The following is a 23,510-nucleotide window of genomic DNA, read 5'->3' on the forward strand; positions in this document are numbered from 1 at the left end:
CCTAGCCGCGGACAACCTCGAGGGTGGCGGCCACGGCGTCGTCGACATCCACGTCAACTGACGTGCCCGCCCGGCGATCGCGGAGTTCCACTTTTCCATCGGCCAGACCACGCCCGACGACGATCGCATACGGCATGCCGAGCAGTTCGTAGTCTTTGAACTTGACGCCGGCGGAGACTTTCTGGCGGTCGTCGTAAATGACTTCCACGCCAGCGGCCGTGAGTTCCTCGCCGATCTTCTCTGCAGCGGCGAACACCTCACTGCCCTTGCCCGTCGCAAGAATGTGAACCTGTGCGGGGGCCACGTGTGCGGGCCATTTGAGTCCAAGCTCGTCGTGATTAAGTTCGGCGAGCGCGGCCACCAGGCGCGAAACGCCGATGCCGTACGAGCCCATCGTCACCACGGTTGCTTTACCGTTCTGGTCGAGTACGGTCAGCCCAAGCGCTTCGGCGTACTTGCGGCCCAGCTGGAAAATATGCCCGATTTCGATACCGCGCTGGATACGCAGCGGACCGGATCCATCCGGCGCCTCGTCGCCCGCTCGTACTTCAACAGCCTCGATAAACCCGTCAGCTTCGAAATCACGGCCATACACGACGTTGTAAGAATGCTTGTCGACGGCGTCGCCACCAGTAATCCACGCCGATCCGCGGCGCACGTGCGGATCAAGCAGGTAGCGCACCGAGCCTTCGGGACGGCCGGACTCGCTGTCGGATGCTGCCACTCGGTTCGGCGAATTCGGGCCGATCATCATCGGACCGATGTAACCGGGCACGAGTTCGGGGTGCTTAGCCAAATCTTCTGGGCCAGCCATCTCCACTTCTGCCGGAGACACCGCCGCCTCGATACGCTTCAGATCTGCTTCGCGGTCCCCCGGCATGCCAATCACCACTAGTTCGCGCTCGCCATCCGGGTGCGTCAACGTCACGACCACGTTCTTCATCGTGTCCGCCGCCTCCCACGGGCGATCCGCACGCGGATGAGCCTCGTTGAAGAAATCGACCAACGCCGCGATCGTCTTCGAATCTGGGGTGTCAACGGTCTGCGCGTCCGGCACGTCCGAGTAGTCGAGATCCTCCACCGGCGGAGTGGTTACCGCTTCAGTGTTCGCCGCGTATCCGCCGTCGGAGACCACAAACGTGTCCTCCCCAACGTCGATCGGTGAGAGGAACTCTTCCGAACGCGAACCGCCCATCGCACCCGACGTCGCCTGCACGATCACATACGGCACGCCCAAACGCTTGAAGGTCTTTTCGTAGGCGTCGCGCATGATCTGGTAAGCCGAATCCAGCCCGGCGTCGTCGATATCGAACGAGTAGGCGTCCTTCATCACGAACTCGCGCGTGCGAAGCAGGCCAGCGCGCGGCCGTGCCTCGTCGCGATACTTGGTCTGGAACTGGTACAAGTTCAGCGGCAGATCCTTATACGAACTGCACATGTCTTTCACAATGAGGGTAAACATTTCCTCATGTGTGGGCGCAAGCAGGTAGTCGTTCTCGCGGCGATCCTTCAGCCGGAAAAGGTTCGGCCCGTAATCCTCCCACCGCCCGGTCGCCTCATAGGGCTCGCGCGGAAGCAACGCCGGGAAAAGCATCTCCTGCGCTCCCGCCGAGTCCATCTCCTCGCGAATAATCTGCTCCACGTTACGCAACACACGCAGGCCAAGCGGCAACCACGTATAAATACCTGGCGCGCTACGGCGAATATACCCGGCACGCACAAGCAACTTGTGGGATTCAACCTCGGCGTCAGCAGGATTCTCACGCAAGGTACGGACAAAAAGTTTCGACATTTTTAGCACGGCCACAGTCTACCCGTTCAGAGCAACACAGTGGCATAGATGCCCACCGTGGTAAACCCGGCTTTCTGATAGGCGCGCACCGCGGCCGTGTTGTAGTCATTGACATACAGCGACACCGTCGGAGCGATCGCCGCACTCACCGCGTGTGCCACGGTTACCATCGCACGTGCAGCAATCCCCTGGCCGCGCAGATCAGGAGCAGTCCACACGCCCTGAATCTGCGCCACTCCCCCAGCAATCGCGCCCACGTCCGCCTTAAACTCCACCCGGGGAACGCCATACTCATTCGGCCCAATCCGCACGAATGTGTACCCGTGCCGCACTAAATCGTGCACTCGCCGCGTGTAAGCGTTCCCGAACACGGTCGGATCGTAACCAACCTCCTCGGTGAACATCGCCACCGACGCCGGAACCACCAGCCGCCCCTCCCCAAGCTGTGCCGCCCGCACTTCAGGATCCGGAGCCACCACCTCCCGGCCCTCATACACCATCGACAACTGGCGCTCGCGAATATCGCGCGGCCGCGAATACCCGCCATCCAGCCGCTCCCACAACGGCAACACCTGATCCGCAGGCCCCACAAGCGAATTACACAACTGGCGAGAGGTCAACAAGTGTTCGGCCAACAGATCCAAACCTGCGGCATCAAAACCGAAAGGTACCAAGTTCGCGCCATTCCAACACAGCGCGGTCAGTTCGCCGTCGTCGTCAAAAAGCCCCAGCGCGTGAGCCGGGCGCGTGGGCTCCGCCTCGATGTGTACGCGAGCGAGAACAGTGGCAACCGGGTCACGTTCCAACAACCGGATGGCAGCCGGCTTGTCAAGCGCGCTGAGCCGCCGAATGCGCGAGCGGCGCAGCCAGCGCATCAGACGATCACTTCTGGCGAGGCCGCAGGATCCTCAGCAAGCCCAAGTTCTTCAGCCACGATGCGTGAACGGCGAATGAGCGTCTCAACAATTTCGCTTTCCGGCACCGTCTCCACCACTTTGCCACGCACAAAAATCTGGCCCTTACCGTTGCCCGAAGCCACGCCTAAATCGGCCTCGCGTGCCTCGCCCGGCCCGTTGACCACACAGCCCATGACGGCCACACGCAACGGGAAATTGACGTCCTTCAAACCCTCGGTCACAGAATTGGCGAGCGTATACACGTCCACCTGAGCACGCCCACACGATGGGCACGACACGATCTCCAATTTGCGTTCGCGCAAGCCCAACGAGCGCAGGATCTCCTCGCCCACCTTCACCTCTTCAACCGGCGGCGCTGAAAGCGAGACCCTAATCGTGTCACCAATCCCACGGCTGAGCAACGCACCAAAAGCGACAGCTGACTTAATCGTGCCCTGAAACTCCGGACCCGCCTCCGTCACACCCAGGTGCAACGGCCAATCGCCGGCCTCCGACAGCAGCTCGTAGGCGCGCACCATCGTCACCGGGTCATGATGCTTGACCGAAATCGCGAAATCATAAAACCCAGACTCTTCGAACAGGCGTGCCTCATTGACCGCCGATTCCACCAGCGCCTCGGGGGTTGCCTTCCCATACTTTTGCATGAGACGCCGATCCAGCGACCCGGCATTAATACCAATCCGCATCGCCGTACCGTTCGCGTTCGCGGCGGCCGCAATCTCCGGAATCTTGTCATCAAACTTCTTAATGTTGCCCGGGTTCACGCGCACGCCCATCCCCGATTCAATTGCGGCGAACACGTAACGCGGCTGGAAATGAATATCGGCAATCACCGGAATCGTTGACTGGGCGGCGATGGTCGCGAGCGCATCAGCATCCTTATCCGTTGGGCAGGCCACGCGCACAATATCGCAGCCGGCCGCAGTTAGCTCGGCGATCTGTTGGAGGGTTGCGCCGATGTCGTGCGTCTTCGTCGTGGTCATCGACTGTACTGTGACCGGCGCGTCTCCGCCCACGAAAACATCGCCCACCTTGATTTGGCGGGTCTTCTTCCGCGGCCGAATAACCTGCGGAACTTCCTTCACTTTCGGGATACCAAGCGATACTGGAATACTCACGCTCTGATTATGTCATCTCCCCACGAGTTCTACAGTGTGAGACACCTCTTGGTCGCCTCACAGCTGGTCTTTAGCGTTGTCCGCCCGCTATCTGATCGGGTTCGCAATATCAGCGACGACGAGCAGCACCGTCATCGCGATCAAGGCAATAATGACCACCTGGCTGAGCGGTAGGAGCCGTGCCGTGTCGAACGGGCCTGGATCAGCGGTTCCGCGCATGCGGGCGATCTGCCTGCGGGTACCCTCGATGAGCGCTCCGAGGATGTGCCCGCCGTCGAGTGGTAGTAACGGAATCATGTTGAACACAAACAGCGACATGTTGAGCCCCACCAAAAGCAGTAGCAAATCGCCTGCCCGATCGGTAAGCCCATAGGTGGCGTTGTCCGTCGCTGTGATGTTACCTGCGATGTCGGCAACGCCGACGATGCCGATCACCCCGGTGTGATCGCGTTCGGCGCCCGTGATCAGGTCGGTCAGCGTGTTCCACAGGTGGACTGGCAGCGCAAGCACAACCTTGCCGGTGCCCACCGCGAAATCCCATGTTGCCCCAGGAACCGCCGTGATCGGCTGGCGTTCGCGCTGCGACGCCGGTGAGATCCCCACATACGGAACGTCGTGGGTGAGCGGATCTCCGGCGTCGTCGTATACCGGCTGCCCGGCGTCAAGCACTGGCTTGGTCACGGTGACCGGTTCGATGACGACGTCGATCTGACGACCGTCCCGCACCACTTCGGCGATCACCGGATCGGAGCCGCCACTGGCGATAGCAGCCGATAGCTCATGCCAATTCGTGGTCGGTATCCCACCCCACGTGACGATGGAATCGCCGAGCTGCAGGTCAGAGCGCGACGCCGGGCTAGGCGGGTTGTCGGCGTCGCACGTGCCATCCGAAGGCGTGCTCGACGCCTCAGCGTTGACGCATGGCGTGATCGCACCCACCGTGTTCGTCAGCTGCGGGGTGCCAATACCGACGAACACTACCGCCAGCAATACTGCCGCTAACACGAGGTTCATCACCGGTCCACCGCACATGACCACAAGTTTTTGCCAGGCAGGCAGGCGCCAAAACGCTTGGTCTTCCTCGCCAGGCTCGAGTTCGGCAGCCGAAGCGCGCCGAGCCTCTTCGGCCATCGTTAACTGGCCATTCTTGTGCGTTGGGGTGCCGGCCTTCGCTGGCGCCAACATTCCGGCCAAGGCCACGTAACCGCCAAGTGGGATCGCCTTAATCCCATATTCGGTGCCCCCGCGAGTCACCGACCACAAGGTCGGCCCAAAACCAATGAAATATTGGGAGACCTTCACCCCGAACTTTTTAGCTGGCACAAGGTGGCCAAGTTCGTGCAGACCCACCGAGACCAGCAGGCCAATAATCAGCAAAAGAATGCCAGGGAGCGCACCCACGGCTAAGCTCCGAACGCGGTGCGTGCCGTGCGCCGCGCCCACTCGTCAGCGCCATGTACGGCAGCCAGGTCCACCTGCCCGGGAGCGTCAAACGCGTCAAGCACGCGTGCCACCGTGTCCACGATGTCGAGGTAGCCGATCGTGCCCGCACGGAAAGCTGCCACGCCTTCTTCGTTGGCGGCGTTCAACACTGCCGGATGAAGTGCCGAGGCCGCAACAGCCTGCCGTGCCAAATCAATCGCGGGGAACACGGACGCATCGTAGGGTTCGAACGTCCACGCCGCCGGCTCATCCCACGAGCACGGGCGCGCAACCCCATCCAGCCGCCGCGGCCACGACAGTCCGAGAGCGATCGGCAAGCGCATATCCGGAGGCGAGGCCTGCGAGATAGTCGAACCGTCGATAAACTCCACCATCGAATGGATCACCGACTGCGGGTGAATCACCACGGTGATGTCCGCGGGCGCAACATCGAACAGCAGTGCTGCCTCAATGAGTTCGAGCCCTTTATTCATGAGCGTGGAGGAATTAATGGTCACCACAGGACCCATATCCCACGTTGGATGATTGAGCGCCTGTTCCGGCGTCACCTTTGCCAACTCGGCGCGCGACCAGCCGCGGAACGGACCGCCCGAAGCCGTGAGGATCAGCCGACGAACCTCCGATTCGCCCGTCACCACGCGCGAGGTCAACCCCTTGGCGTGCCGCCCGGAGGTGAGCGCCTGCGCGAGCGCAGAGTGCTCCGAATCTACCGGCACGATCTGCCCCGGCCAGGCCATCGCAGCAGCAATCAGACCGCCGCCCACGACCAGTGATTCTTTATTCGCAAGCGCGAGCGTAGCACCTGACCTCAGAGCAGCAAGAGTCGGTTCAAGTCCGATGGCTCCGGTAATCCCATTGAGCACGACGCCGGATTCCTCCGCCGTGCCACTGAGCGAACCGGCCAGTTCTACCATCGCTACTGCACCGGTGTCTACCTGCGGGGCCGGCTGGCCAGGTGCGATCTGCTCCCACGCGGCCACGAACTCATCGGCCCGATCAGCAGCAATCGCCACCCGCGGTACAGCAAAATCACGTGCCTGAGTGGCGAGCAGTTCTATGTTGCCACCACCAGCACCCAACCCCATCACTCGGTACTGTGCCGAATGGGCGGCAATGACCTCGAGGGCCTGAGTGCCGATCGATCCAGTAGAGCCGAGTAGAACGACGTCGCGCATTATTCGACTGCCAGTAGCACGGACACGGCACGGTCAATAAACACGTCGACAACCGCCTCCGAATATGCCTGAGACCCGCGTGCCGTCGGGAAGGACGCCAAACGTAAATCGGCCGACGAAAGCGATTGCGTTCCCGAAAAATAGTCGGCGAGCCTTGCCATGAGGGCGTCCACGTCCTTCTTCGCATAACCTTGGCCCGTGGCATCCGCGAACTTCTCCCCGTTCGGGCGCATCAGCCGCGGATACAAGCTCTGCGCGAGCTCATATGTGCGGTCCAACCACGCGGCCTCGCCTTCCTCGTCCACTACCCGTGCCCGGCGCTGTTGCACGAACGCCGATTCGAGCCTGTCTAACGCCGCATCCACGAGTTTCGGATCATATCCGCCACGTACCCAATCAAAAGCGATGTTGCGCACCGATGTCTCATCAATCCCCAGCGAGTCATCACCGCCGTAAGCTTGCTTGGCGCGCTCCAAGAACTCTTCTACTTGCTCGGCCTTATAGCCGTAATCGCCCTTATCAACTCGTTCGAACGTGTCAGCCATCTGTCCCCCTCCGACCCGCTGCTAACTGCTGCGCCAAATCTTTTGGTTCGGCACGATGTTCCATAATCCGCACCTCGACCGCCTCCTGCGCTTTCTTCGCCCGGCGTGCCACGTTATCCCGATCCACCACTTCGGCTGCCAGCTGCCCGCACGCGCCGTCGATGTCAGATCCGCGTGTGTCACGTACCGTCGTCGAAATACCCTCTGCCCGTAGTGTATCGACGAACGTACGCGTTGCGGCAGCAGTTGACGCCGTCCAAATACTGCCCGGGGTGGGATTGAGCGGAATAGGGTTGACGTGCGCCCAGCCGCGCCCGCGCCGATTCAGTTCGGCTGCCAGGAGCTGGGCCCGCCACTGGTGGTCATTCATGTCTTTAATGAGCGCATATTCGATCGACACGCGCCGCCCGGTCTTCACGAAATACAGGCGTGCCGCATCCAGTAGCTCGCCCACCTTGTACCGGGAGTTGATCGGAATCAGGTCATCACGCAGGCCGTCGTCGGGAGCGTGTAACGACACGGCGAGCGTGACCGGCATGCCCTCCAATGCGAGCTTCTTAATTGCTGGCACGAGCCCAACAGTCGACACGGTGACGTTCCTGGCCGACATCCCGAATCCTTCCGGTGCCGGCTCAATCATCCGCCGCAGAGCTTCCCGTACAGCCGGATAGTTCGCCATCGGCTCGCCCATTCCCATGAACACAACGTTCGTCACCCGCCGCGGCGCCCCTAGTTCGCCCGACTCTGCGATCTCCATGTTGCGCCGCAACTGCTCAACAATTTCGGCAGCTGACAGGTTACGCGACAGCCCGGCTTGGCCCGTCGCACAAAACGGGCACGCCATACCGCAGCCAGCTTGCGAGGACAGGCACAAGGTAGCCCGGTCCGGATATGCCATGAGCACGGATTCCACAACGACGCCGTCATGCAACTTCCACAACACCTTCAGCGTTTTCCCGCCGTCGGCAACCTGGCTAGATACCCGCTCCATGAGCGGCGGCAACACCGCCGCCACGAGCTCTTCCCTGCCATTTTCAGGCAGATCCGTCATCCGATCCGGGTCGATCGTCCGGTGGGTGAAATAGTGTGCAGAGATCTGGTCGGCCCGAAAACCCGGGTGTCCCATCTGCTCAAGAAGTTCCCGGCGCTCGCCCCGATCAAGATCCGCAAGATGGCGCGGCGGCTTACCCCTGCGCTTCTCATGAAAGGTCAGGGTCAGTTCACGGCCGCTCTCGTTACGAGGGCGAACCTGACGAACACCGGGGTTAGCGTGCTGGTTTTTCATAGCTCATCCATTGTGCCAGCCAAAGCAAAAAATTAGAACAGGCCAAGTGCGAGGGCGAACAGGAGATAGCACACAGGCGCACAAAAAATCATCGAATCAATCCGGTCGAGCATTCCGCCATGCCCGGGGAAAATCGATCCCATGTCCTTCACTCCAAGGTCACGTTTCAGCAGCGACTCCGCGAAATCACCAGCCGTGGCAAACACCGGGGTGAGCAGACCGAATGCAGCCACCCATGGCCAGTCAAGATCAAGAACGTACCCGCACATCAGCCACGCCACCAGCGCAGCACCAATCACCGAGCCGGCGAACCCTTCCCACGATTTCTTCGGAGAGATCGACGGCGCAATCGAATGCTTACCAAACAACACTCCGGCTAGCCAGCCCCCGGTATCCGAGGCCACCGGCAACAAGATAAAAGCTAAACTCACCCACGCACCATCAGGCATGGCCGCCATCGCCACCGCAAACATGCCCATCACGCCCAGCCACGCCACAGAAAAACAACCCGCGAGCGCATCGCGCATTCCCGCCGGCCTACGCCAACACCACACCATTGCAACCGCGCAGGTAAGGAAATAGGTAATCAGGCCTCCGCCTAGGCCGTGCGTCCACGTCACCACAAGCATGATCGCCTGGCCAATAAGCAAGGGCACGATCGGAATGCGAAAATCTCGGACCAGTAAGGCGCCGGCCATTTCCCACAGGGCGATACTCAGCGCAACGACGATAAGACCAACAAAGATCTCAATCCGAATAAACAGCGCCAGCCACACGATCGCAAGCAACACGAGCGCCGTGGGAACGGCTAGCCACAAATTACGCCCTGCCCGCGAGGTCGACTCCCGCGGCGGTTGCGGCGGACGTGGTGCAAGCCGCGCCCAAAACGACGCGGCTTGCACCGAACGATCAACGTCCATATTTAGATCTCCATGAGATCGTTTTCTTTACCGGCCAACAACTCATCGACCTGATCGGTGAACCGCTTGGTCAGAGCCTCCAGCTCCTTTTCGGCGCGTTCTACCTCGTCCTCGCCAGCATCGCCATCCTTCTTGATCCGCTCCAGCTCTTCCTTAGCGTTCCGGCGGTTGCCGCGGATCGAAATACGGCCTTCCTCCGCCTTGGCACGAGCCAGCCTGACATATTCCTTACGGCGTTCCTCCGTCAGAGCCGGCAGATTCACACGCAACACCTGGCCGTCGTCGGTCGGATTCACACCCAGGTCAGCTTCCTGGATCGCACGCTCAATATCCTTCATCGCACTGCGATCGTAAGGAGAAATAAGAATCTGGCGAGCTTCCGGTACGGTCACGGACGCGAGCTGCTGCAACGGCGTCGGTGCACCATAGTAATCCACCATGAGCGACGTAAACAGTTCGGGGTTTGCCCGCCCCGAGCGGATCTTCGAAAACTCGTTGCGCAGCACGTCGATGGCCTTTTCCATCTTGTCTTCTGCTTCTAGCAGGGCTTCTTCAATCATCGTGTCCTCAGTTCTTAGTCACCAATGTTCCAATATCTTCTCCGCGCAACGCGCGGGTCACGTTTCCGGGTTCAACCATCCCGAACACGCGCATCGTCATGCCATTATCTTGGCACAGCGAGAACGCCGCCGCGTCCACGACTCGCAGACCCTCACGCAACGCTTCCTCATACGTCACGTGATCAAGCTTGACCGCGCTGGGATCCGTGCGCGGATCGGCCGTGTAAACGCCGTCGACGCCATTCTTCCCCACAAGCAGCTCGTCACACTTAAGCTCGAGCGCTCGCTGCGCCGCCACCGTGTCAGTAGAAAAGTACGGCATACCCGCGCCCGCACCAAAAATAACCACCCGGCCCTTTTCAAAGTGCCGGATGGCTCGCAACGGAATATACGACTCGGCCACCTGGGCCATCGTAATCGCGGACTGCACCCGCGAAGGCACGCCCGCATGCTCTAAGAAATCCTGCAACGCAACCGCATTAATCACCGTGCCCAGCATGCCCATGTAGTCGGCACGCGCCCGATCCATCCCGGCCTCTTGCAATTCAACGCCACGGAAAAAGTTTCCACCCCCAACGACGACGCCCACCTGCACGCCGTCGTCAGCAGCCGCCTTAATCTCCGACGCGATACGAGTTAATACTGCGGTGTCCAGACCTACTTGGCCTCCCCCGAAAACCTCTCCGGATAGTTTGAGAAGGACTCGGCGCCTTTGCTCGGACATGTCAAACCTTTCTTCGTGGGTGCGTGCCCAGTTTAGCGCATTCGCCCCCAATTAGAATCACGCCCAAACAGCCGGTCGAGTTCTCGCCGCTCCTTTTTAGTTGGTCTGCCAGTTCCCGGTTCGCGTCTCATCACCGGAATGTGAACGTATGGGCGCTCGGGAGTGAGATCTTCATAGCATTCCCGCGCAATTGGCGCACCGACCCTCTTGACGATCAGTTTCTTCACTTTGAGGATACGATCCCAGCCCTGCACACGGTAACGCACTGTGTCGCCCACCTTCACTTTCGTGGCAGCCTTGACCGGCTCTCCATTGATACGCACATGCCCCGCACGGCACGCCGCAGTAGCCGCCGAACGGGTCTTCGTTTGCCGTACAGCCCACAGCCACTGATCGATACGTGCATCCATGAGGCCAACCTCTCCATCCGTGCATCGCAACTCGTTTAGGGCTACCCTAGATACGGGTGCTCGCGTGCACCATATTTTATTGCTTTTAAATTGAAGAAACTTGAGGTTAAATGACTACCCCGAAACAGCCTAATCAGGTTGGAGACAACCCGCGCTATTTTTCCGTAGCCGGATCCGATCGCGTCTACGATCGTAACAAGCTACTAGCCGTGCTGTTGGTACCGCTCATGATGACCCTCATGCAGATCTCCTCGGTCAACAACACGCTATCGGCAATGGGTCAGGCCGTGGAAGCTTCCGACGCGCAACTCCAGTGGGTGCTGTCCGGATACGCGCTAGCCGTGGGAATCGTGCTGGTGCCAGCCGGGCGTATCGGCGATATTTTCGGCCGGTCCTCCGTATTCGCCATAGGGCTGGGCATCTTCACGGTAGCCTCCCTGCTCGTGGGGCTGTCCGACGACGCCACGCTGCTCAACATCATGCGCCTCGTCCAAGGCTTCGGCGCCGGCGTACTTTCCCCGCAAACCACCGGGTTGATTCAGCAATACTTTACCGGGCACGCCCGGGCGAGAGCTTTTTCACTCTTTGGGCTCGTCGTGGCCATGTCAGTGGCGGTTGGGCCACTCATGTCTGGTGTGATGATCGGTAGCCTTGGCCGCGAGCTGGGCTGGCGCTGGGCTTTCATCATTAACTTCCCGCTCGGCATCCTCGGCCTTGTGCTTGCCTTCATGTGGCTTCCGTTTGGTAAGGAACGCCGCCACGTCGGCCCGAACAAGGATCGTGCCCGTGCCGAACACATCGAAAAGCAGAAAGCCCGCGGGGTTCCCTACACCAAACGGGTACGAGTGGATCTAGATCCGGTGGGTATGCTGATCCTGGTGTTGGCAGTGCTGTGCATTATGCTGCCATTCATGTCCACCGGGCTGGCATGGGTGTGGGCACTCCTTCCGGTCGGCGTACTGCTCACCGTGGCCTGGGTGGCCTGGGAACGCTGGTACAAGAACCGTGGCCGGGAACCGATGGTTGATCTCGACCTGTTCCGCATCAAGACCTTCTCTTTTTCCGCCGCTATTTCTGCAGCCCAATTTTTAGGTACGACGTCGATCTTCGCCGTCCTCGCCCTCTTCCTGCAGCGCGGTCTGGACACCACGGCGCTCCAGGTCGGCCTCGTATCGCTACCAAACGCGCTTATCTCCGGATACGCGGCAATGTGGGCGGGTAAACGAGCAGTCGAACACGGGCGCGAGATCCAGGTCTTCGCTCTTGGTCTCATGTTCCTCGGAGTGCTGAGCTCAATAGGCGTGGTCTGGGGCATCAGGGCCGGCGCATCGTTCTGGTGGCTCATCATCCCGCTGTCCGTGCTCGGTTTCGGACAGGGCGCCATGGGATCGGCCAACCAAACCCAGTCCATGCTCGACGTGCCCCCGGCCTCCGGCGGCACGGCCGGCGGAGTGACGCAGACCGGTCAGCGCATCGCCACAGCAATCGGCAACGCCGTCATCACCGCCGTCTTCTTCCTCGGCCAGCGCATGATCGCAGGCCTAGACGGCTCCTACCTCGGGATCGCGCTCGCCTACACGGTCGTGCTCGTCTTCATCACGCTGGCCCTCATCATCGCCATCGCATTTTTGCGACACGGACGCACAAAGCGCAAGGCATCTTAACCTTCCCGGAACTGCACGCCCATCGCGCCGGCCGGGTAGTGCCAGGTGAGCACTCCCGGATCGGCAACCACCAGGCACGTGCCGCATTCGAGACAGGCGGCTGTTTCGATCGCGATGGTGCCGTCGTCGTTCTCCGAATAGACGTGCGCCGGGCACACGGCCACCAGCCGCTTACCAGAGCCGGTGGCACGCGCACGCTCCTGATCAATCGAGATGTGCGGCTGCGAATCAGTATGGAAAACGTTCTTCGACAAGCGCTCGTTAACCGAACCAAGATTGAAAGACATGTTCCTCCTAAAGGGCACGCAACGCCGCTATACCAGTGCGCGCAAGATCGCGCACCTTAACCCCTGACGCCTTGAACGCATCTAGTGCGACCTTCACAAGGGGTTTGCGCGGGCTGAGATCATGATTGTATGCGCGATAAAAGACATCCGCGAGTAGCGGGCCAACCTGCGTGAACATGAGCGGATCGTTCTCTAAAAACTCCGGCGCACGCCGGTACGTGTGCATGTCCTTGCCCACGAACGTGCTCTGATAATCGGTGACATACGAGTTCAGTTGGAGGCGCGAATAATCGCCGGCCTCCAGGGCGTCATGTACTGTGCGCGCCGCGGAGATCGCCGAACCAGCCGCCATATCCATTCCGCGCACGGTCAGCCCGGTGTTGAGAGTGAACCCGGCGGCGTCGCCAATGAGGACCAGCCCGTCATGGACCAGATCTTCCTGCATGGCCTCACCGCCCTCAGCCACCAGATGGCAGCCATATTCGAGTAGCTCGCCACCTTCTAAGAACGGCGCATAATAGGGATGGTTGATCATGTGATCATGAATGTCGGATGACGCGAGCCCGGACTGCGTCAACTTATCGAGCATGAGTACCACGCCGATCGAAATGGAATCCTTATTCGTGTACAGGAATCCGCCGCCGGGCACGCCGAGGGTCGCATCCCCCACGATCGCATACGCCGCACCCTCGTTACCTGTGAGGTTGAAACGTTCTTGAACGGCCTGCTCGCCAATCCGGATCACGGACTTGACGCCCAAACCCAGGTGCTTCGACTTCGGCGTGGCACGCACTCCGGCCTCGTGCGCCAAGAACGAATTCACGCCCTCAGCCACAATCGTGACCTTCGCGCGCATCTGTTCCCCCGCCGCCTCGATACCCGTGAAATGAGTACCTTCGCGCAGCAGACGATCAACCTTAATACCCGGAATGATAGCGACGCCGGCCTCTTCGGCCTGCTCAGCCAGCCACGGATCAAGATGCGCGCGCAATACTGACACGGCGTTGACAGGCTCGGCAAGCTTGCGATCCCAATAGTCGATGTTGACCGCCGAGTCTTCGTTGAGGAAGCTCAACGTGTTGCGCGTAATAATCCGCTCAATCGGTGCCTGCTCGACGAAATCAGGGAAAACCTCGTCGAGTACACGGGTATAGAACACGCCTCCAGACAGGTTCTTCGCACCGGGCTCCACCCCGCGCTCCACGAGTAGCACCTCGTGGCCCTCCCGGGATAATTGGGTGGCAGCAATGCAGCCGGCAACACCGGCTCCCACCACAATCACGTCAAAATCGTAGTCCATTGCCGTCCTTCCTCATCACCCGCCGCAATCGGGGCGCCCCGGCTCCGGAGCGCAACCCCGATACTATCGAGCATGAGGAATTATTTCTTGAGCTGCCCAATCATCTTGGGCAGCACGTCGTAAAGATTGCCCACGATCCCGTAGTCGGCAAACTCGAAAATGGTCGCCGTTTCGTCATTGTTGACGACGACGATCGTCTCGGCCTCGTCAATACCCGACGTGTGGTGGATCTGCCCCGAAATGCCAACCGGAATGTAGACCTCGGGGGCAACCGTATGCCCGGACACTCCCAGATAGGCGTCACGATCCATCCAGCCGTTACCTTCCACAAGCGGGCGCGTACAGCCGACTTCCCCACCGATCGCATCAGCAAGCGCACGTGCCAGATCAAGATCTTCGTAATTCAAGAAGCCGCGCCCCACGCCAACAATGCGTGTGGCAGCCGACAGGTTCACCTGCGCGCCCTCGCCAATATCCTCGCTGACCACGCTCACCGGGTACGACTCGCCATCCACGCTATCCGCAGCCACAGGGTCTGCTACCGCTTCCCCGGTTGCCACCAAGCCTACGACGACGCCGTCGAACGTCACGTGCTCGTGAGTGATTCCTCCGTAGCGGCCAAGCACTGCGCTACCTTCACCAAGCTCGCGCAACCCGCGTAGCACGGGCGCGTTGTTCGACGCCGCGAGCGCGCCAGCGAGCACGCGGCCCGCCGGATTGTTGAGCACGAGGATCACATCCCCGTCCTGAGCTTCAACGGCATTCACAACGGCTGGTGCCATCGCCTCAGCGGGAAGATTCCCGCAAGGAATCCGGATCGCGTGGTCGACCCCGCCGATCTCGGCCTCACCAACCACAACGCCGACGGTTTCACCCACCGCCATATCTACCAGCTGGGAGATTTCTGCTTCGGTCGTCACAATCCACGTGGTCATATTTACAGCACCCCATCCTCGCGCAGCGCGGCAACAAGTTCTTCCGCAGTAGAAAACATCTTGCCCTTCCGCTCCCGCGTTTGCGGGCGTTCAGTTCGGGCAACGTTCAGCCCGGCTTTCGCCGGTTCAACATCGGCTGCGCTGAGCACGTCGATCGGCTTCTTGCCTGCAGCCAGGATGTCCTTCATCGACGGCACAGCCGGAGACGTTGCGTCCGACGTCGTCGCAACAACCACAGGGCCATCCACTTCCAGTTTGCGTGTACCGCCCGTCACCCGCTGAGTGAGCACGTAACCCGTTTCAGTCACTTCAACATTGGTGACCTCTAAAACTGCGGGCCAGCCCAAGTAGCCTGCGATCAGCCCTGGCATCATGCCAGCCGAATCATCAATCGACGAATCTGCGGTGAGCACGAGCGTCGCGCCGTCAATCTTCTTCACCAAACCGGCGAGCACCGAGCCCACCTGCGTGGATGACCAGTCCGCCGTCGCATCATCAGCAACCACGATCCCCCGGTCGAAACCGCGCGACATCGCATTCTTGGTGGCCATCGCCGAGCCTGCCACCTTGGCGCCCACGCTGATCCCCACCAGTTCAGTATCCTGCGCGTTCGCGACCCTCCGGCCAAGCTCAATAGCCACCGGATCAGATTCCGAGACCGCTGCCTTCGCACGCGACCAGTCAATCGCGCCATCGGCTTGCACTGTGGCATCCTGCGGATTCGGCGCATACTTATATGCAACAACTACGCTCATGTGCTCTCCCTTTAGTACTAAACGCCTCATTGTCCCGCGTGAGACCAGCAAAAATCAGTACGACTCGTCTCATTTCATCTCATAGCGGAGCGGGAAATCGACCAATATAGAGGTGTGGGGTGCGAAAAACTCCGCACCCCACACCAATCTAACAGCCCTCGTTAGGCACCCTGGCCAACGCGGACGCGCTTGAAGCCGGTCACCTTAGCGCCAGCATCCTTAACCACCTTGCTCACGGGCGTCTTCGGATCGCGAGCATAGCCCTGATCCATCAACGTCACCTGCTTGAAGAAGCCCTGCAGGCGGCCTTCAACGATCTTCGGCACGGCCTTCTCCGGCTTGCCCTCAGCAATCGTCAGCTCGGTCGCAATCCGACGCTCGTTTTCCACGACCTCTTCCGGAACGGAAGCCTCATCGAGGTACTGCGGGGACAGCGCGGCGATGTGCACGGCGATGTCGTGAGCGATCTCAGCGCCCGCCGCATCCGTTGCCACGAGCACCGCAACCTGCGGAGGTAGATCCGTGGCCGTCTTGTGCATGTAAGCCGACACGTTCTCACCCTCGATGTATTCGACGGCGCCCACGCCCAGCTTCTCACCAATAATTCCGGTGAAGTTCGTAACGGCATCCTGAACGGTGCCATCGGCGTGCGTGGCGGCCAGAACCTCCTCGGTGGTCTTCGCGCCAGCCTCAACAGCGGCAGCCAAGATGCCCTCGGAGAACTCGATGAACTTCTCGTTCTTCGCCACGAAGTCGGTCTCAGCGTTGACCTCGACAATCAGGCCAAACTTGCCCGCATCGCAGTCCCCAATGTGCGAGAGCACAAGTCCGTTAGAAGCCGTGCGGTCGCCACGCTTAGCAGCAACCTTCAGGCCCTTGAGGCGCAGGATCTCTTCCGCCTTGACGGCGTCACCATCAGCCTCAACAAGCGCATTCTTAGCATCCATCATGCCGGCGCCAGTCTTGTCACGCAGCGCCTTCACGTCTGCAGCAGTGTACTTTGCCATGTGTTAATCCTCCGAAGATTTAGGCGTTGTCTTGGTCAGTCGTCGGTTCACCAGCCGGCTCTGCCGGGGCGTCCTCAGCTGCCGGCTCCGAAGCCTCAGCAGCTGGCTCGGCGGCCTCAGGCTTGTCAGCTGCCGGCTCGGCAGCTTCCGGCGTGTCGGCTGATCCTTCTTCACCTGCAAGGATCTCACGTTCCCACTCAGGCATAGGATCTTCAGCGTTCGCAGCACCACCGCTACGGGCAACGAGGCCTTCAGCGACGGCGTCGGCAACCACGCGGGTCAAAATTTCAATCGAACGGATCGCGTCATCATTACCGGCGATTCCGTAATCGACCTCGTCCGGATCACAGTTCGTATCAAGAATCGCGATCACCGGGATGTTGAGCTTGGCTGCTTCCGCAACAGCCAGATGCTCCTTGTTCGTGTCAACAACCCAGATCGCCGAGGGAACCTTAGCCATGTCGCGAATACCGCCGAGCGTACGCTCCAGCTTGTCCTTCTCGCGGCTAATCATGAGCAGTTCCTTCTTCGTCAAGCCGGAGCCGGCGACGTCGTCGAAATCAATAAGCTCAAGTTCCTTCAGGCGCTGGATACGCAGGTTGACGGTCTGGAAATTGGTGAGCATACCGCCGAGCCAACGCTCGTTAACGTAAGGCATGCCAACACGCTCCGCCTGCTCGCGGATCGGACGCTGCGCCTGACGCTTGGTACCCACGAACAGGATGTTGCCGCCGTGCGCGACCGTTTCCTTAACGAAATCGTAGGTGCGATTGATGTCGTCGATCGTCTTGCGCAGATCGATAATGTAGATGCCGTTGCGATCATTGAGAATGAAACGCTTCATCTTAGGGTTCCAGCGGCGGGTCTGATGCCCGAAGTGGACGCCAGCTTCCAAAAGCTGACGCATTGTAACGACTGCCATGGCCGTCCTTTCTATGTGCGCACGAGTGCGCTGTCGGTTCTTGCTGAGCACGCTTATGCGGCCAGCCCTAGTGCTCCATCCAGCGCTATCCACCTATACCGGGCAGACCGACACGCTAGAGGCCGTGCGGCGTACGAGCACGCGTAGTCTGCGAAAACCGGGCACACAGCCGTGCGCCGCGAAAATCACAGCCTCACCAGTCTACCCCGGGGCGTCGAACCATTCCAAGGATGGCCGCTCTAGGTGCGGGTGGTCTTGCCAACATTGCTAGCAACACAACACGACGGAAGTGATAACGGGCATGCCGCATACCGCGCCAGGCGCGTAAGATGATTGCGGATTTGGTTCAGGAGGAAGGAGAGCCATGGAACCCGACGTGTTGTTCCGAATCGTTGATGTTGTGGGCGTCATCGCCTACGGCGTGCTGGGCGCCAGTTATGCCCGCGCCCTGAACTATGACGTGATCGGCTATTTGTTCCTTGGCGTCATCACCGCTCTTGGCGGCGGCATGATCCGTGACAGCCTGCTCGGCATCGGCTTTCCCGTGGCACTCACCGATCCGTGGTACCTCTCCGGTGCACTGGGCGCCGCCTTCGTTGCGTATCTGATTCCGATGGACGGCCCGTGGTGGCGCAGGTGGCTACTGCTCGCCGACGTGCTCGCACTCGGCTGCTGGTCCGCCACAGGAGCATCAAAGGGGCTCGCCGCTGGCCTCGCGCCCATTCCTTCCATGTTTCTCGGCGTCATCACCGCCACCGCAGGCGGCGTTATTCGCGACGTCGTCATCGGCCGACGCCCGGCAATCTTCGGCTCTAACCCCATGTACGCCTCGTTCGCGATCCTCGCCTCCGGGGTGATGGTCATCTTCCAAAAGAACGGCCTGTACGAAGAGGGTATGGCGCTTGCCATTTTGATCTGCCTCGTGTTCGGGCTTGCCGCCCAGAAGTTCAACTGGGTGCTCCCATCCCGCCCCCTGAACGTGCTCGAGACCTCCACCCGGCAAATCCAGCATCACCACCGGCGCCTGCGCACGAGCCAAAAGCTCACGCGTAGCCAGCGGCGCAAATCCAAGGAGCGGCAAGCGAGCAGCAAACGGAAAAAGTCTGGCGCAGGGCACGAGTCCAACAACCAGCAAGACTCCGATAGCTCACACTCCGAATAGTTCTCCACAGTCTGTCTCCTGTTCGCGTTACCCACAGCAAGCAGCCGTTCCGAACGCTGAAGAGTGGCTAGGTGGCAGGGTGAAGGCATGAAGAAACTTGCCTTATCTGTTACCGCACTTGCTCTTGGCGCACTGGGAGTTGCAGCCGTCTACACCCCTGGCGCTCCGGCGCGCGTTCTCGATTCTCACCAAACCATCACCGTTATCACCGACCAGTCACGTGCGCCGGTGGACTACGACTGGCCCTCCGGGGCAGAAGTTCCCGTGTTGCGTCCGTTTTATATGGACGGCGCGAACTGGAATCCGGGCCATCGCGGGGTTGATCTTGCGCTCGACGCCGGGCAGTCCGTGTACGCTGCAGCCGACGGCACGGTTATTTACTCCGGTTGGCTCAATGATCGCCAGCTCGTGTCGATTGAACATGCCGATGGCATTCGTACCACCTACGAACCCCTCATACCGGCGGTTCGCCGCGGCCAGGACGTCACCCGGGGCGAGGTGATCGGCTATGTGGACGGAACGCACTGCGCTCCGTTGCCGTGTTTGCACTGGGGTGCCAAACGCGGATCAAGCGACTATATCGATCCGCTGACGTTATTACAGCGGGCGCCGATCCGGCTCCTCGAGTAGAGCTCACGCCTGCGCCCGTGTCTGAGCACGCCAAGCCCACGTATGAGGATCTAGCGCGAGGTTTATGCGCGCGGATGAGCTTGCCCGAACGCGGCACGTAACCGTTCGGCGCTCACGTGCGTATAGCGTTGGGTGGTGCCCAGCGAGGAATGACCAAGCACTTCTTGCACGCTTCTCAGATCCGAGCCGCCGTCCAACAGGTGAGTGGCAGCTGAGTGGCGTAGCGCATGCGGCCCAATCTTGGGCACCCCGGCAAGCGCCGTCAGGTTATCCAACACAGTGCGAACAACCCGCGGATTAATCCGTTTTCCGCGCGCACCAAGAAACAGTGCTCGGTGGTCATCAGTGATGAAGTCCTGGCGGGCTGTTAACCACTGCATGATCGCCTCCCGAGCTGGGCGGCCGTAGGGAACGATGCGCTCCTTATTACCCTTACCCAGTACCCGCATTGTGGAATCTGGGCGCAGATCCGCCACGTTCAACCCGACGAGCTCGCTGACTCGGATGGCCGACGCATACAGCAGCTCCAACATGGCCCAGTCGCGAACAGCGAGCCCGCCTTCCTCATTCGCTTTCTGTTCTGCTGTGGCGAGTAGGGTTTTAGCCTGCGCTTCAGTCAACACCTGCGGAAGCGTGGCATCTGCCCGCGGGGCTTTCAAGCGTTGCCCAGCATCAGCATCGGCATAGCCCGCCTTATACAACCAAGCCGTGAAGTTCCGGATCGCAGACGAATGGCGAGCGACCGATGCGCGCGAATGGCCATCGAAAGAAGCCAGCCATAGCCGCAGATCATCTAACTCGAGGTGCTTGAGCGAAGCGGTGACGTCGTCGGAGAACTCAGAAAGAAACTCGACCAGTGATCGCGCCTCGCTCACGTAAGCGGTGACGGTGTGCTCGGACAGACCTCTGCGCACAGCGAGCTCGTGGCCATATTCAGCAAGCACACGCTCAACACTCATGCTTTGATTCTACTGCGCCGCCACCTGCCCCTGTTTTCTTCAACATGCCCGCCAAGCGTGAGCTTTCCTAGCGCGGTCAACGTTTCCGCAACGGTCAACCCTGCCACGGAAGCGATCGAATGCGCGTCGGCACTGTGGCTCACCGGCACGGCATCGAATGTGCGGGCCGTGCGCAGATCGAAATCGTCGGCTGCACCAAACGAAAAGAAATCGGCGGCCAACGTCGGTTGCACATCGAAAGGACCGACGAGTTCACGCAGGTGATCGGCGCTCGCGATCGCAGTCGCCCCGTTACGGAGCAGATCGATACACCCGTGAGATTGGATCGAGTCAATCTGACCCGGCACGGCGCCCACATCCCGACCTATTTTCATCGCATGCCGGGCAGTAGATAGCGCACCGGACCGCACTGGAGCTTCGACGACGAGCGTAGCTCGGGCTAACGCTGCAATAATCCGGTTGCGGGCCAAAAACCTGAACCGTTGCGGAGCAGCACCAATGGGAGATTCGGAGACGACGGCGCCCTCGCCGTCGAGCACAGCTGCAAATAGTGCTTCGTGAGCGCGCGGATAAACCCGATCTGCTCCCCCGGCGGAAACAATCACCGTAGGTTTTTCCGCAAGAAGTGCGCCACCATGGGCGGCCGCATCAATTCCGAACGCCCCACCAGAGACGACCGTGGTGGTATCCGAAATATCGCAGGCGAAATCCCGCGCAATACGTTTCCCATCCGCGGTTGCCGCCCGCGAGCCAACAATCGCTACTGCCGGGCGAGACGAGAGTACCTCCGGGTTGCCTTTCACCCACAGCAGGAGAGGCGTTTCAGCGCCGAGGTCGTTGATCTGTTCGGGCCACAGCTCATCTTCGGGGGCAAGAACGGTTATCCCAAGGGCGGCTAGCGACTTTTCCCGGAATGGACTGAGGCCGTCAAGCCTGTGCCGCCACCTCCGGGCCACCTGCTCTTCATCCGGTGTCAGCCCCTCTCCACTGCGGACGGCCTCAAGACTTGCAGCCGCTCCGAGCCGGGCGATCAGCCCATGAGCGGCCTGATCTGCACCTTCAGTAATCCGCGACCACTCAATCCGCGCGAGCCTGTTATCCATCAGGCACCTCGTCTCAACGTAAACGCGAGCGCGAGGTCGTCGTCGCTCGGGTGCTCATGCCCAGCGAGATCGGCCACCGACCACGCTAAACGCAAAATCCTGTCAAATCCGCGTAACGACATATCCCCGCGAGCCATGGCCTCTTCGAAAACCGTTCGCGAACGCTCGGGCAGCGTGGTGTTAGCCCGTAGCCATTTCCCGGACACGTGCGCGTTGCAGTCGAAACCGCTGCCTTCCAACCTGTGGATTTGCCGCAAGCGTGCCTCGCTGACACGTTCGTGAACCTCGGCGCTCGTGATTGTTCCACCTCGGCGCAGATCTGCTTTCGACGGGCGGCGCACAATCGTTTGGATGTCGATCCGATCCCGTACCGGCCCGCCAAGCGAGGCTTGATACATGCGGTTGTCTCGCGAGGTACACGTGCACGAACTAGGCGCATCAAGAATGGCACCGCACCGACACGGATTAGCGGCCGCCACCAGTTGGAACCGGGCCGGAAACCGAACGGCGGCCTTGGCACGGGCGATGTCGATGTAGCCATCTTCCATCGGCTGGCGCAACGCCTGAATCACTCTGGGTGCGAACTCGGGGAACTCATCGCAAAACAGCACGCCCCTGTGCGCTAGTGTGATCGCACCCGGGCGAGCGATCCCCGATCCGCCACCGACCATCGCTGACGGCGACGCCGTATGATGCGGGGCTGCGAACGGTGGTTCTTGAGGGAGAACAGCTAGTTGCCGGCCAACAAGTGAGGATACCGCGGCAACTTCAAGCGCCGCTTCATCTGTAAGTCGAGGCAAGATTCCCGGCAGGCGCCGAGCCAGCATCGACTTACCGACCCCTGGCGATCCGACCATGATCATGTGATGACCACCGGTAGCCGCGACTTCGAGAGCAGCGATAGCCGCTTCTTGGCCGTAGACGTCGGAAAGATCAAGATCAGGCTCAGTTTCAACGTGGACGTCTGGGGCTGACTCCGGAACGCTCGGCATGGAAAATTCACACGGCGCCCCACACATGGAGCCCACCTCACCAAGGTGACGCACGGCGGCCACGTCGATGCCGTCAACAAGTTCAGCTTCGGCCCTATTTGCTACCGGCACGATTGCTCTGCCAACACCCTGCTCAGAGGCTGCAACGAGGGCCGGTAGCACTCCGCGCACCCCTCTGACAGAACCATCAAGTCCAAGCTCACCCATGACCGTCACACCAGGTGGGAGCCGAAACCCCATCGAACCGAGGATGGCGGCCGCAATCGCCAAATCAAAACCCGTACCGGATTTGGACACGTCAGCAGGCGAAAGGTTAACCGTCAACCGGCGGTTTGGCCACGGCAGCCCGATCGCATGAAAACCGGCCCGCAGACGTTCGCGTGCTTCGTTGACCGCCGCGTCCGGCAATCCCACAATCGTGAAGCTAGGCAGCCCGTTGAGTTGAACTGCCTCAACAAGGATGGGCACCGCGTCGAGTCCAAGCAGGCTGAGCGTGTGCGCTCGCCCTACAGTTCCCGCGCTCATGACGTCACGTCCGTCACATGGCTAATCGTGTGTAGCCCGTCGTCGCCCACGGCCACTGCGATCACGTCAACCGAAATCTCAGCCGCGAAGCTGCCTCGCTGCACCAGCCAGCTCAACAGCAATCCGCGCAGCCGATTCACCTTCGCGTACGTGACGGATTCTTCCGCCGTGCCAGCTATCCGGGTGCGCCGAGTACGCACTTCAACGGCCACGATCGCCCCGCGCTGCGGGTCGAACGCCACAATATCGAGTTCGCCTCCGCGGGTGCGCCAATTACGTTCGAGAATCGCCCAGCCGGAATCCTTCAGATGTTTGACCGCAAGGTTTTCACCCCACGCGCCCAACTCATTCTTCGTCATTTGTTCAATCGTCATGATGCG

Annotated in this window: 24 protein-coding genes; 3 read left to right on the forward strand and 21 right to left on the reverse strand. The window is 60.5% G+C overall.

The features are described from left to right. Window position 1: 1 nt before the first annotated feature. The 11 genes from EL234_RS01740 to EL234_RS01790 all read right to left on the reverse strand — a co-directional run bounded on the left by EL234_RS01740 (window position 2) and on the right by EL234_RS01790 (window position 10,889). Window positions 2–1,792 (reverse strand): proline--tRNA ligase, encoded by a 1,791-nt coding sequence (locus tag EL234_RS01740; protein WP_126417210.1) that lies wholly within the window; start codon window positions 1,790–1,792, stop codon window positions 2–4. Window positions 1,793–1,818: 26 nt separating this feature from the next. Beyond that, complete coding sequence (locus EL234_RS01745; protein WP_126415851.1) at window positions 1,819–2,667, reverse strand: GNAT family N-acetyltransferase; 849 nt, start codon at window positions 2,665–2,667, stop codon at window positions 1,819–1,821. Further along, complete coding sequence (ispG, locus tag EL234_RS01750; RefSeq protein ID WP_126415852.1) at window positions 2,667–3,827, reverse strand: flavodoxin-dependent (E)-4-hydroxy-3-methylbut-2-enyl-diphosphate synthase; 1,161 nt, start codon at window positions 3,825–3,827, stop codon at window positions 2,667–2,669. The genes EL234_RS01745 and ispG overlap by 1 nt, the downstream gene beginning before the upstream one ends. Window positions 3,828–3,914: 87 nt before the next feature. Continuing rightward, window positions 3,915–5,228, reverse strand: coding sequence for a M50 family metallopeptidase (locus tag EL234_RS01755; RefSeq protein WP_126415853.1), 1,314 nt, complete (start codon window positions 5,226–5,228; stop codon window positions 3,915–3,917). 2 nt (window positions 5,229–5,230) lie between these two features. Beyond that, window positions 5,231–6,445 (reverse strand): 1-deoxy-D-xylulose-5-phosphate reductoisomerase, encoded by a 1,215-nt coding sequence (dxr, locus tag EL234_RS01760; protein WP_126415854.1) that lies wholly within the window; start codon window positions 6,443–6,445, stop codon window positions 5,231–5,233. After that, the gene (locus EL234_RS01765) at window positions 6,445–6,990 is read right to left on the reverse strand and encodes a DivIVA domain-containing protein (RefSeq protein WP_126415855.1); all 546 of its coding nucleotides are present in this window, start codon (window positions 6,988–6,990) and stop codon (window positions 6,445–6,447) included. Before EL234_RS01765 ends, dxr begins: the two co-directional genes overlap by 1 nt. Beyond that, the gene (rlmN, locus tag EL234_RS01770) at window positions 6,983–8,275 is read right to left on the reverse strand and encodes a 23S rRNA (adenine(2503)-C(2))-methyltransferase RlmN (RefSeq protein ID WP_126415856.1); all 1,293 of its coding nucleotides are present in this window, start codon (window positions 8,273–8,275) and stop codon (window positions 6,983–6,985) included. The genes EL234_RS01765 and rlmN overlap by 8 nt, the downstream gene beginning before the upstream one ends. Window positions 8,276–8,307: 32 nt before the next feature. After that, window positions 8,308–9,195 carry a phosphatidate cytidylyltransferase gene (locus EL234_RS01775; RefSeq protein ID WP_126415857.1) on the reverse strand — a complete coding sequence of 296 codons (888 nt, stop codon included), beginning with the start codon at window positions 9,193–9,195 and terminating at the stop codon, window positions 8,308–8,310. A gap of 2 nt (window positions 9,196–9,197) precedes the next feature. After that, complete coding sequence (gene frr / locus EL234_RS01780) at window positions 9,198–9,755, reverse strand: ribosome recycling factor (RefSeq protein ID WP_126415858.1); 558 nt, start codon at window positions 9,753–9,755, stop codon at window positions 9,198–9,200. Between the two features lie 7 nt (window positions 9,756–9,762). After that, the gene (gene pyrH / locus EL234_RS01785) at window positions 9,763–10,479 is read right to left on the reverse strand and encodes a UMP kinase (RefSeq protein WP_126415859.1); all 717 of its coding nucleotides are present in this window, start codon (window positions 10,477–10,479) and stop codon (window positions 9,763–9,765) included. 32 nt (window positions 10,480–10,511) lie between these two features. Then, complete coding sequence (locus EL234_RS01790; protein WP_126415860.1) at window positions 10,512–10,889, reverse strand: RNA-binding S4 domain-containing protein; 378 nt, start codon at window positions 10,887–10,889, stop codon at window positions 10,512–10,514. 110 nt (window positions 10,890–10,999) lie between these two features. On the opposite strand from EL234_RS01790, the gene EL234_RS01795 reads away from it, so the two are divergent. Further along, the gene (locus tag EL234_RS01795) at window positions 11,000–12,553 is read left to right on the forward strand and encodes an MFS transporter (protein ID WP_126415861.1); all 1,554 of its coding nucleotides are present in this window, start codon (window positions 11,000–11,002) and stop codon (window positions 12,551–12,553) included. On the opposite strand, the gene EL234_RS01800 is transcribed toward EL234_RS01795, so the two are convergent. The 6 genes from EL234_RS01800 to rpsB all read right to left on the reverse strand — a co-directional run bounded on the left by EL234_RS01800 (window position 12,550) and on the right by rpsB (window position 17,759). Next, the gene (locus EL234_RS01800; RefSeq protein ID WP_126415862.1) at window positions 12,550–12,840 is read right to left on the reverse strand and encodes a ferredoxin family protein; all 291 of its coding nucleotides are present in this window, start codon (window positions 12,838–12,840) and stop codon (window positions 12,550–12,552) included. The two genes, EL234_RS01795 and EL234_RS01800, sit on opposite strands and share 4 nt — an antisense overlap. 7 nt (window positions 12,841–12,847) lie before the next feature. Then, window positions 12,848–14,140 (reverse strand): FAD-dependent oxidoreductase, encoded by a 1,293-nt coding sequence (locus EL234_RS01805; protein WP_126415863.1) that lies wholly within the window; start codon window positions 14,138–14,140, stop codon window positions 12,848–12,850. Window positions 14,141–14,220: 80 nt separating this feature from the next. After that, the gene (locus tag EL234_RS01810) at window positions 14,221–15,075 is read right to left on the reverse strand and encodes an electron transfer flavoprotein subunit alpha/FixB family protein (protein ID WP_126415864.1); all 855 of its coding nucleotides are present in this window, start codon (window positions 15,073–15,075) and stop codon (window positions 14,221–14,223) included. A 2-nt stretch (window positions 15,076–15,077) separates the two neighbouring features. Then, window positions 15,078–15,830: an electron transfer flavoprotein subunit beta/FixA family protein gene (locus EL234_RS01815; RefSeq protein ID WP_126415865.1), complete on the reverse strand. Its 753-nt coding sequence runs from the start codon at window positions 15,828–15,830 to the stop codon at window positions 15,078–15,080. A gap of 161 nt (window positions 15,831–15,991) precedes the next feature. Further along, complete coding sequence (tsf, locus tag EL234_RS01820) at window positions 15,992–16,837, reverse strand: translation elongation factor Ts (protein ID WP_126415866.1); 846 nt, start codon at window positions 16,835–16,837, stop codon at window positions 15,992–15,994. Between the two features lie 19 nt (window positions 16,838–16,856). After that, window positions 16,857–17,759 carry a 30S ribosomal protein S2 gene (gene rpsB / locus EL234_RS01825; protein WP_126415867.1) on the reverse strand — a complete coding sequence of 301 codons (903 nt, stop codon included), beginning with the start codon at window positions 17,757–17,759 and terminating at the stop codon, window positions 16,857–16,859. Between the two features lie 364 nt (window positions 17,760–18,123). On the opposite strand from rpsB, the gene EL234_RS01830 reads away from it, so the two are divergent. Together EL234_RS01830 and EL234_RS09450 are read left to right on the forward strand one after the other, a co-directional pair. After that, window positions 18,124–18,921, forward strand: a complete 798-nt coding sequence (locus EL234_RS01830) for a trimeric intracellular cation channel family protein (protein WP_126415868.1) — start codon at window positions 18,124–18,126, stop codon at window positions 18,919–18,921. A gap of 87 nt (window positions 18,922–19,008) precedes the next feature. Beyond that, on the forward strand, window positions 19,009–19,551 hold the full coding sequence (locus EL234_RS09450) for a M23 family metallopeptidase (protein ID WP_241969056.1): 543 nt from the start codon (window positions 19,009–19,011) through the stop codon (window positions 19,549–19,551). Between the two features lie 62 nt (window positions 19,552–19,613). On the opposite strand, the gene EL234_RS01840 is transcribed toward EL234_RS09450, so the two are convergent. Genes EL234_RS01840 through EL234_RS01855 form a run of 4 tightly spaced genes read right to left on the reverse strand, consistent with a single transcriptional unit; the run spans window position 19,614 to window position 23,504 of the window. Next, window positions 19,614–20,510: a tyrosine recombinase XerC gene (locus EL234_RS01840; protein WP_126415869.1), complete on the reverse strand. Its 897-nt coding sequence runs from the start codon at window positions 20,508–20,510 to the stop codon at window positions 19,614–19,616. Further along, on the reverse strand, window positions 20,507–21,613 hold the full coding sequence (dprA, locus tag EL234_RS01845; protein WP_126415870.1) for a DNA-processing protein DprA: 1,107 nt from the start codon (window positions 21,611–21,613) through the stop codon (window positions 20,507–20,509). Before dprA ends, EL234_RS01840 begins: the two co-directional genes overlap by 4 nt. Beyond that, window positions 21,613–23,130 (reverse strand): YifB family Mg chelatase-like AAA ATPase, encoded by a 1,518-nt coding sequence (locus tag EL234_RS01850; protein ID WP_126415871.1) that lies wholly within the window; start codon window positions 23,128–23,130, stop codon window positions 21,613–21,615. The genes dprA and EL234_RS01850 overlap by 1 nt, the downstream gene beginning before the upstream one ends. Then, window positions 23,127–23,504, reverse strand: coding sequence for a YraN family protein (locus EL234_RS01855; RefSeq protein WP_197718451.1), 378 nt, complete (start codon window positions 23,502–23,504; stop codon window positions 23,127–23,129). Before EL234_RS01855 ends, EL234_RS01850 begins: the two co-directional genes overlap by 4 nt. Between the last annotated feature and the right edge of the window lie 6 nt (window positions 23,505–23,510).

Source organism: Trueperella bialowiezensis (genome assembly GCF_900637955.1).
In the GTDB taxonomy this organism is placed as follows: Bacteria; Actinomycetota; Actinomycetes; order Actinomycetales; family Actinomycetaceae; genus Trueperella; species Trueperella bialowiezensis.

Coding starts and splice junctions, on each gene's coding strand:
- dprA (WP_126415870.1), bottom strand. CDS start 21,613: ATGGATAACAGGCTCGCGCGGATTGAGTGGTCGCGGATTACTGAAGGT.
- EL234_RS01810 (WP_126415864.1), bottom strand. CDS start 15,075: ATGACCACGTGGATTGTGACGACCGAAGCAGAAATCTCCCAGCTGGTA.
- frr (WP_126415858.1), bottom strand. CDS start 9,755: ATGATTGAAGAAGCCCTGCTAGAAGCAGAAGACAAGATGGAAAAGGCC.
- EL234_RS01800 (WP_126415862.1), bottom strand. CDS start 12,840: ATGTCTTTCAATCTTGGTTCGGTTAACGAGCGCTTGTCGAAGAACGTT.
- tsf (WP_126415866.1), bottom strand. CDS start 16,837: ATGGCAAAGTACACTGCTGCAGACGTGAAGGCGCTGCGTGACAAGACT.
- EL234_RS01795 (WP_126415861.1), top strand. CDS start 11,000: ATGACTACCCCGAAACAGCCTAATCAGGTTGGAGACAACCCGCGCTAT.
- EL234_RS01830 (WP_126415868.1), top strand. CDS start 18,124: ATGGAACCCGACGTGTTGTTCCGAATCGTTGATGTTGTGGGCGTCATC.
- EL234_RS01855 (WP_197718451.1), bottom strand. CDS start 23,504: ATGACGATTGAACAAATGACGAAGAATGAGTTGGGCGCGTGGGGTGAA.
- EL234_RS01840 (WP_126415869.1), bottom strand. CDS start 20,510: ATGAGTGTTGAGCGTGTGCTTGCTGAATATGGCCACGAGCTCGCTGTG.
- rpsB (WP_126415867.1), bottom strand. CDS start 17,759: ATGGCAGTCGTTACAATGCGTCAGCTTTTGGAAGCTGGCGTCCACTTC.
- EL234_RS01815 (WP_126415865.1), bottom strand. CDS start 15,830: ATGAGCGTAGTTGTTGCATATAAGTATGCGCCGAATCCGCAGGATGCC.
- dxr (WP_126415854.1), bottom strand. CDS start 6,445: ATGCGCGACGTCGTTCTACTCGGCTCTACTGGATCGATCGGCACTCAG.
- EL234_RS01740 (WP_126417210.1), bottom strand. CDS start 1,792: ATGTCGAAACTTTTTGTCCGTACCTTGCGTGAGAATCCTGCTGACGCC.
- EL234_RS09450 (WP_241969056.1), top strand. CDS start 19,009: ATGAAGAAACTTGCCTTATCTGTTACCGCACTTGCTCTTGGCGCACTG.
- EL234_RS01775 (WP_126415857.1), bottom strand. CDS start 9,195: ATGGACGTTGATCGTTCGGTGCAAGCCGCGTCGTTTTGGGCGCGGCTT.
- EL234_RS01745 (WP_126415851.1), bottom strand. CDS start 2,667: ATGCGCTGGCTGCGCCGCTCGCGCATTCGGCGGCTCAGCGCGCTTGAC.
- pyrH (WP_126415859.1), bottom strand. CDS start 10,479: ATGTCCGAGCAAAGGCGCCGAGTCCTTCTCAAACTATCCGGAGAGGTT.
- rlmN (WP_126415856.1), bottom strand. CDS start 8,275: ATGAAAAACCAGCACGCTAACCCCGGTGTTCGTCAGGTTCGCCCTCGT.
- EL234_RS01790 (WP_126415860.1), bottom strand. CDS start 10,889: ATGGATGCACGTATCGATCAGTGGCTGTGGGCTGTACGGCAAACGAAG.
- EL234_RS01765 (WP_126415855.1), bottom strand. CDS start 6,990: ATGGCTGACACGTTCGAACGAGTTGATAAGGGCGATTACGGCTATAAG.
- EL234_RS01850 (WP_126415871.1), bottom strand. CDS start 23,130: ATGAGCGCGGGAACTGTAGGGCGAGCGCACACGCTCAGCCTGCTTGGA.
- EL234_RS01805 (WP_126415863.1), bottom strand. CDS start 14,140: ATGGACTACGATTTTGACGTGATTGTGGTGGGAGCCGGTGTTGCCGGC.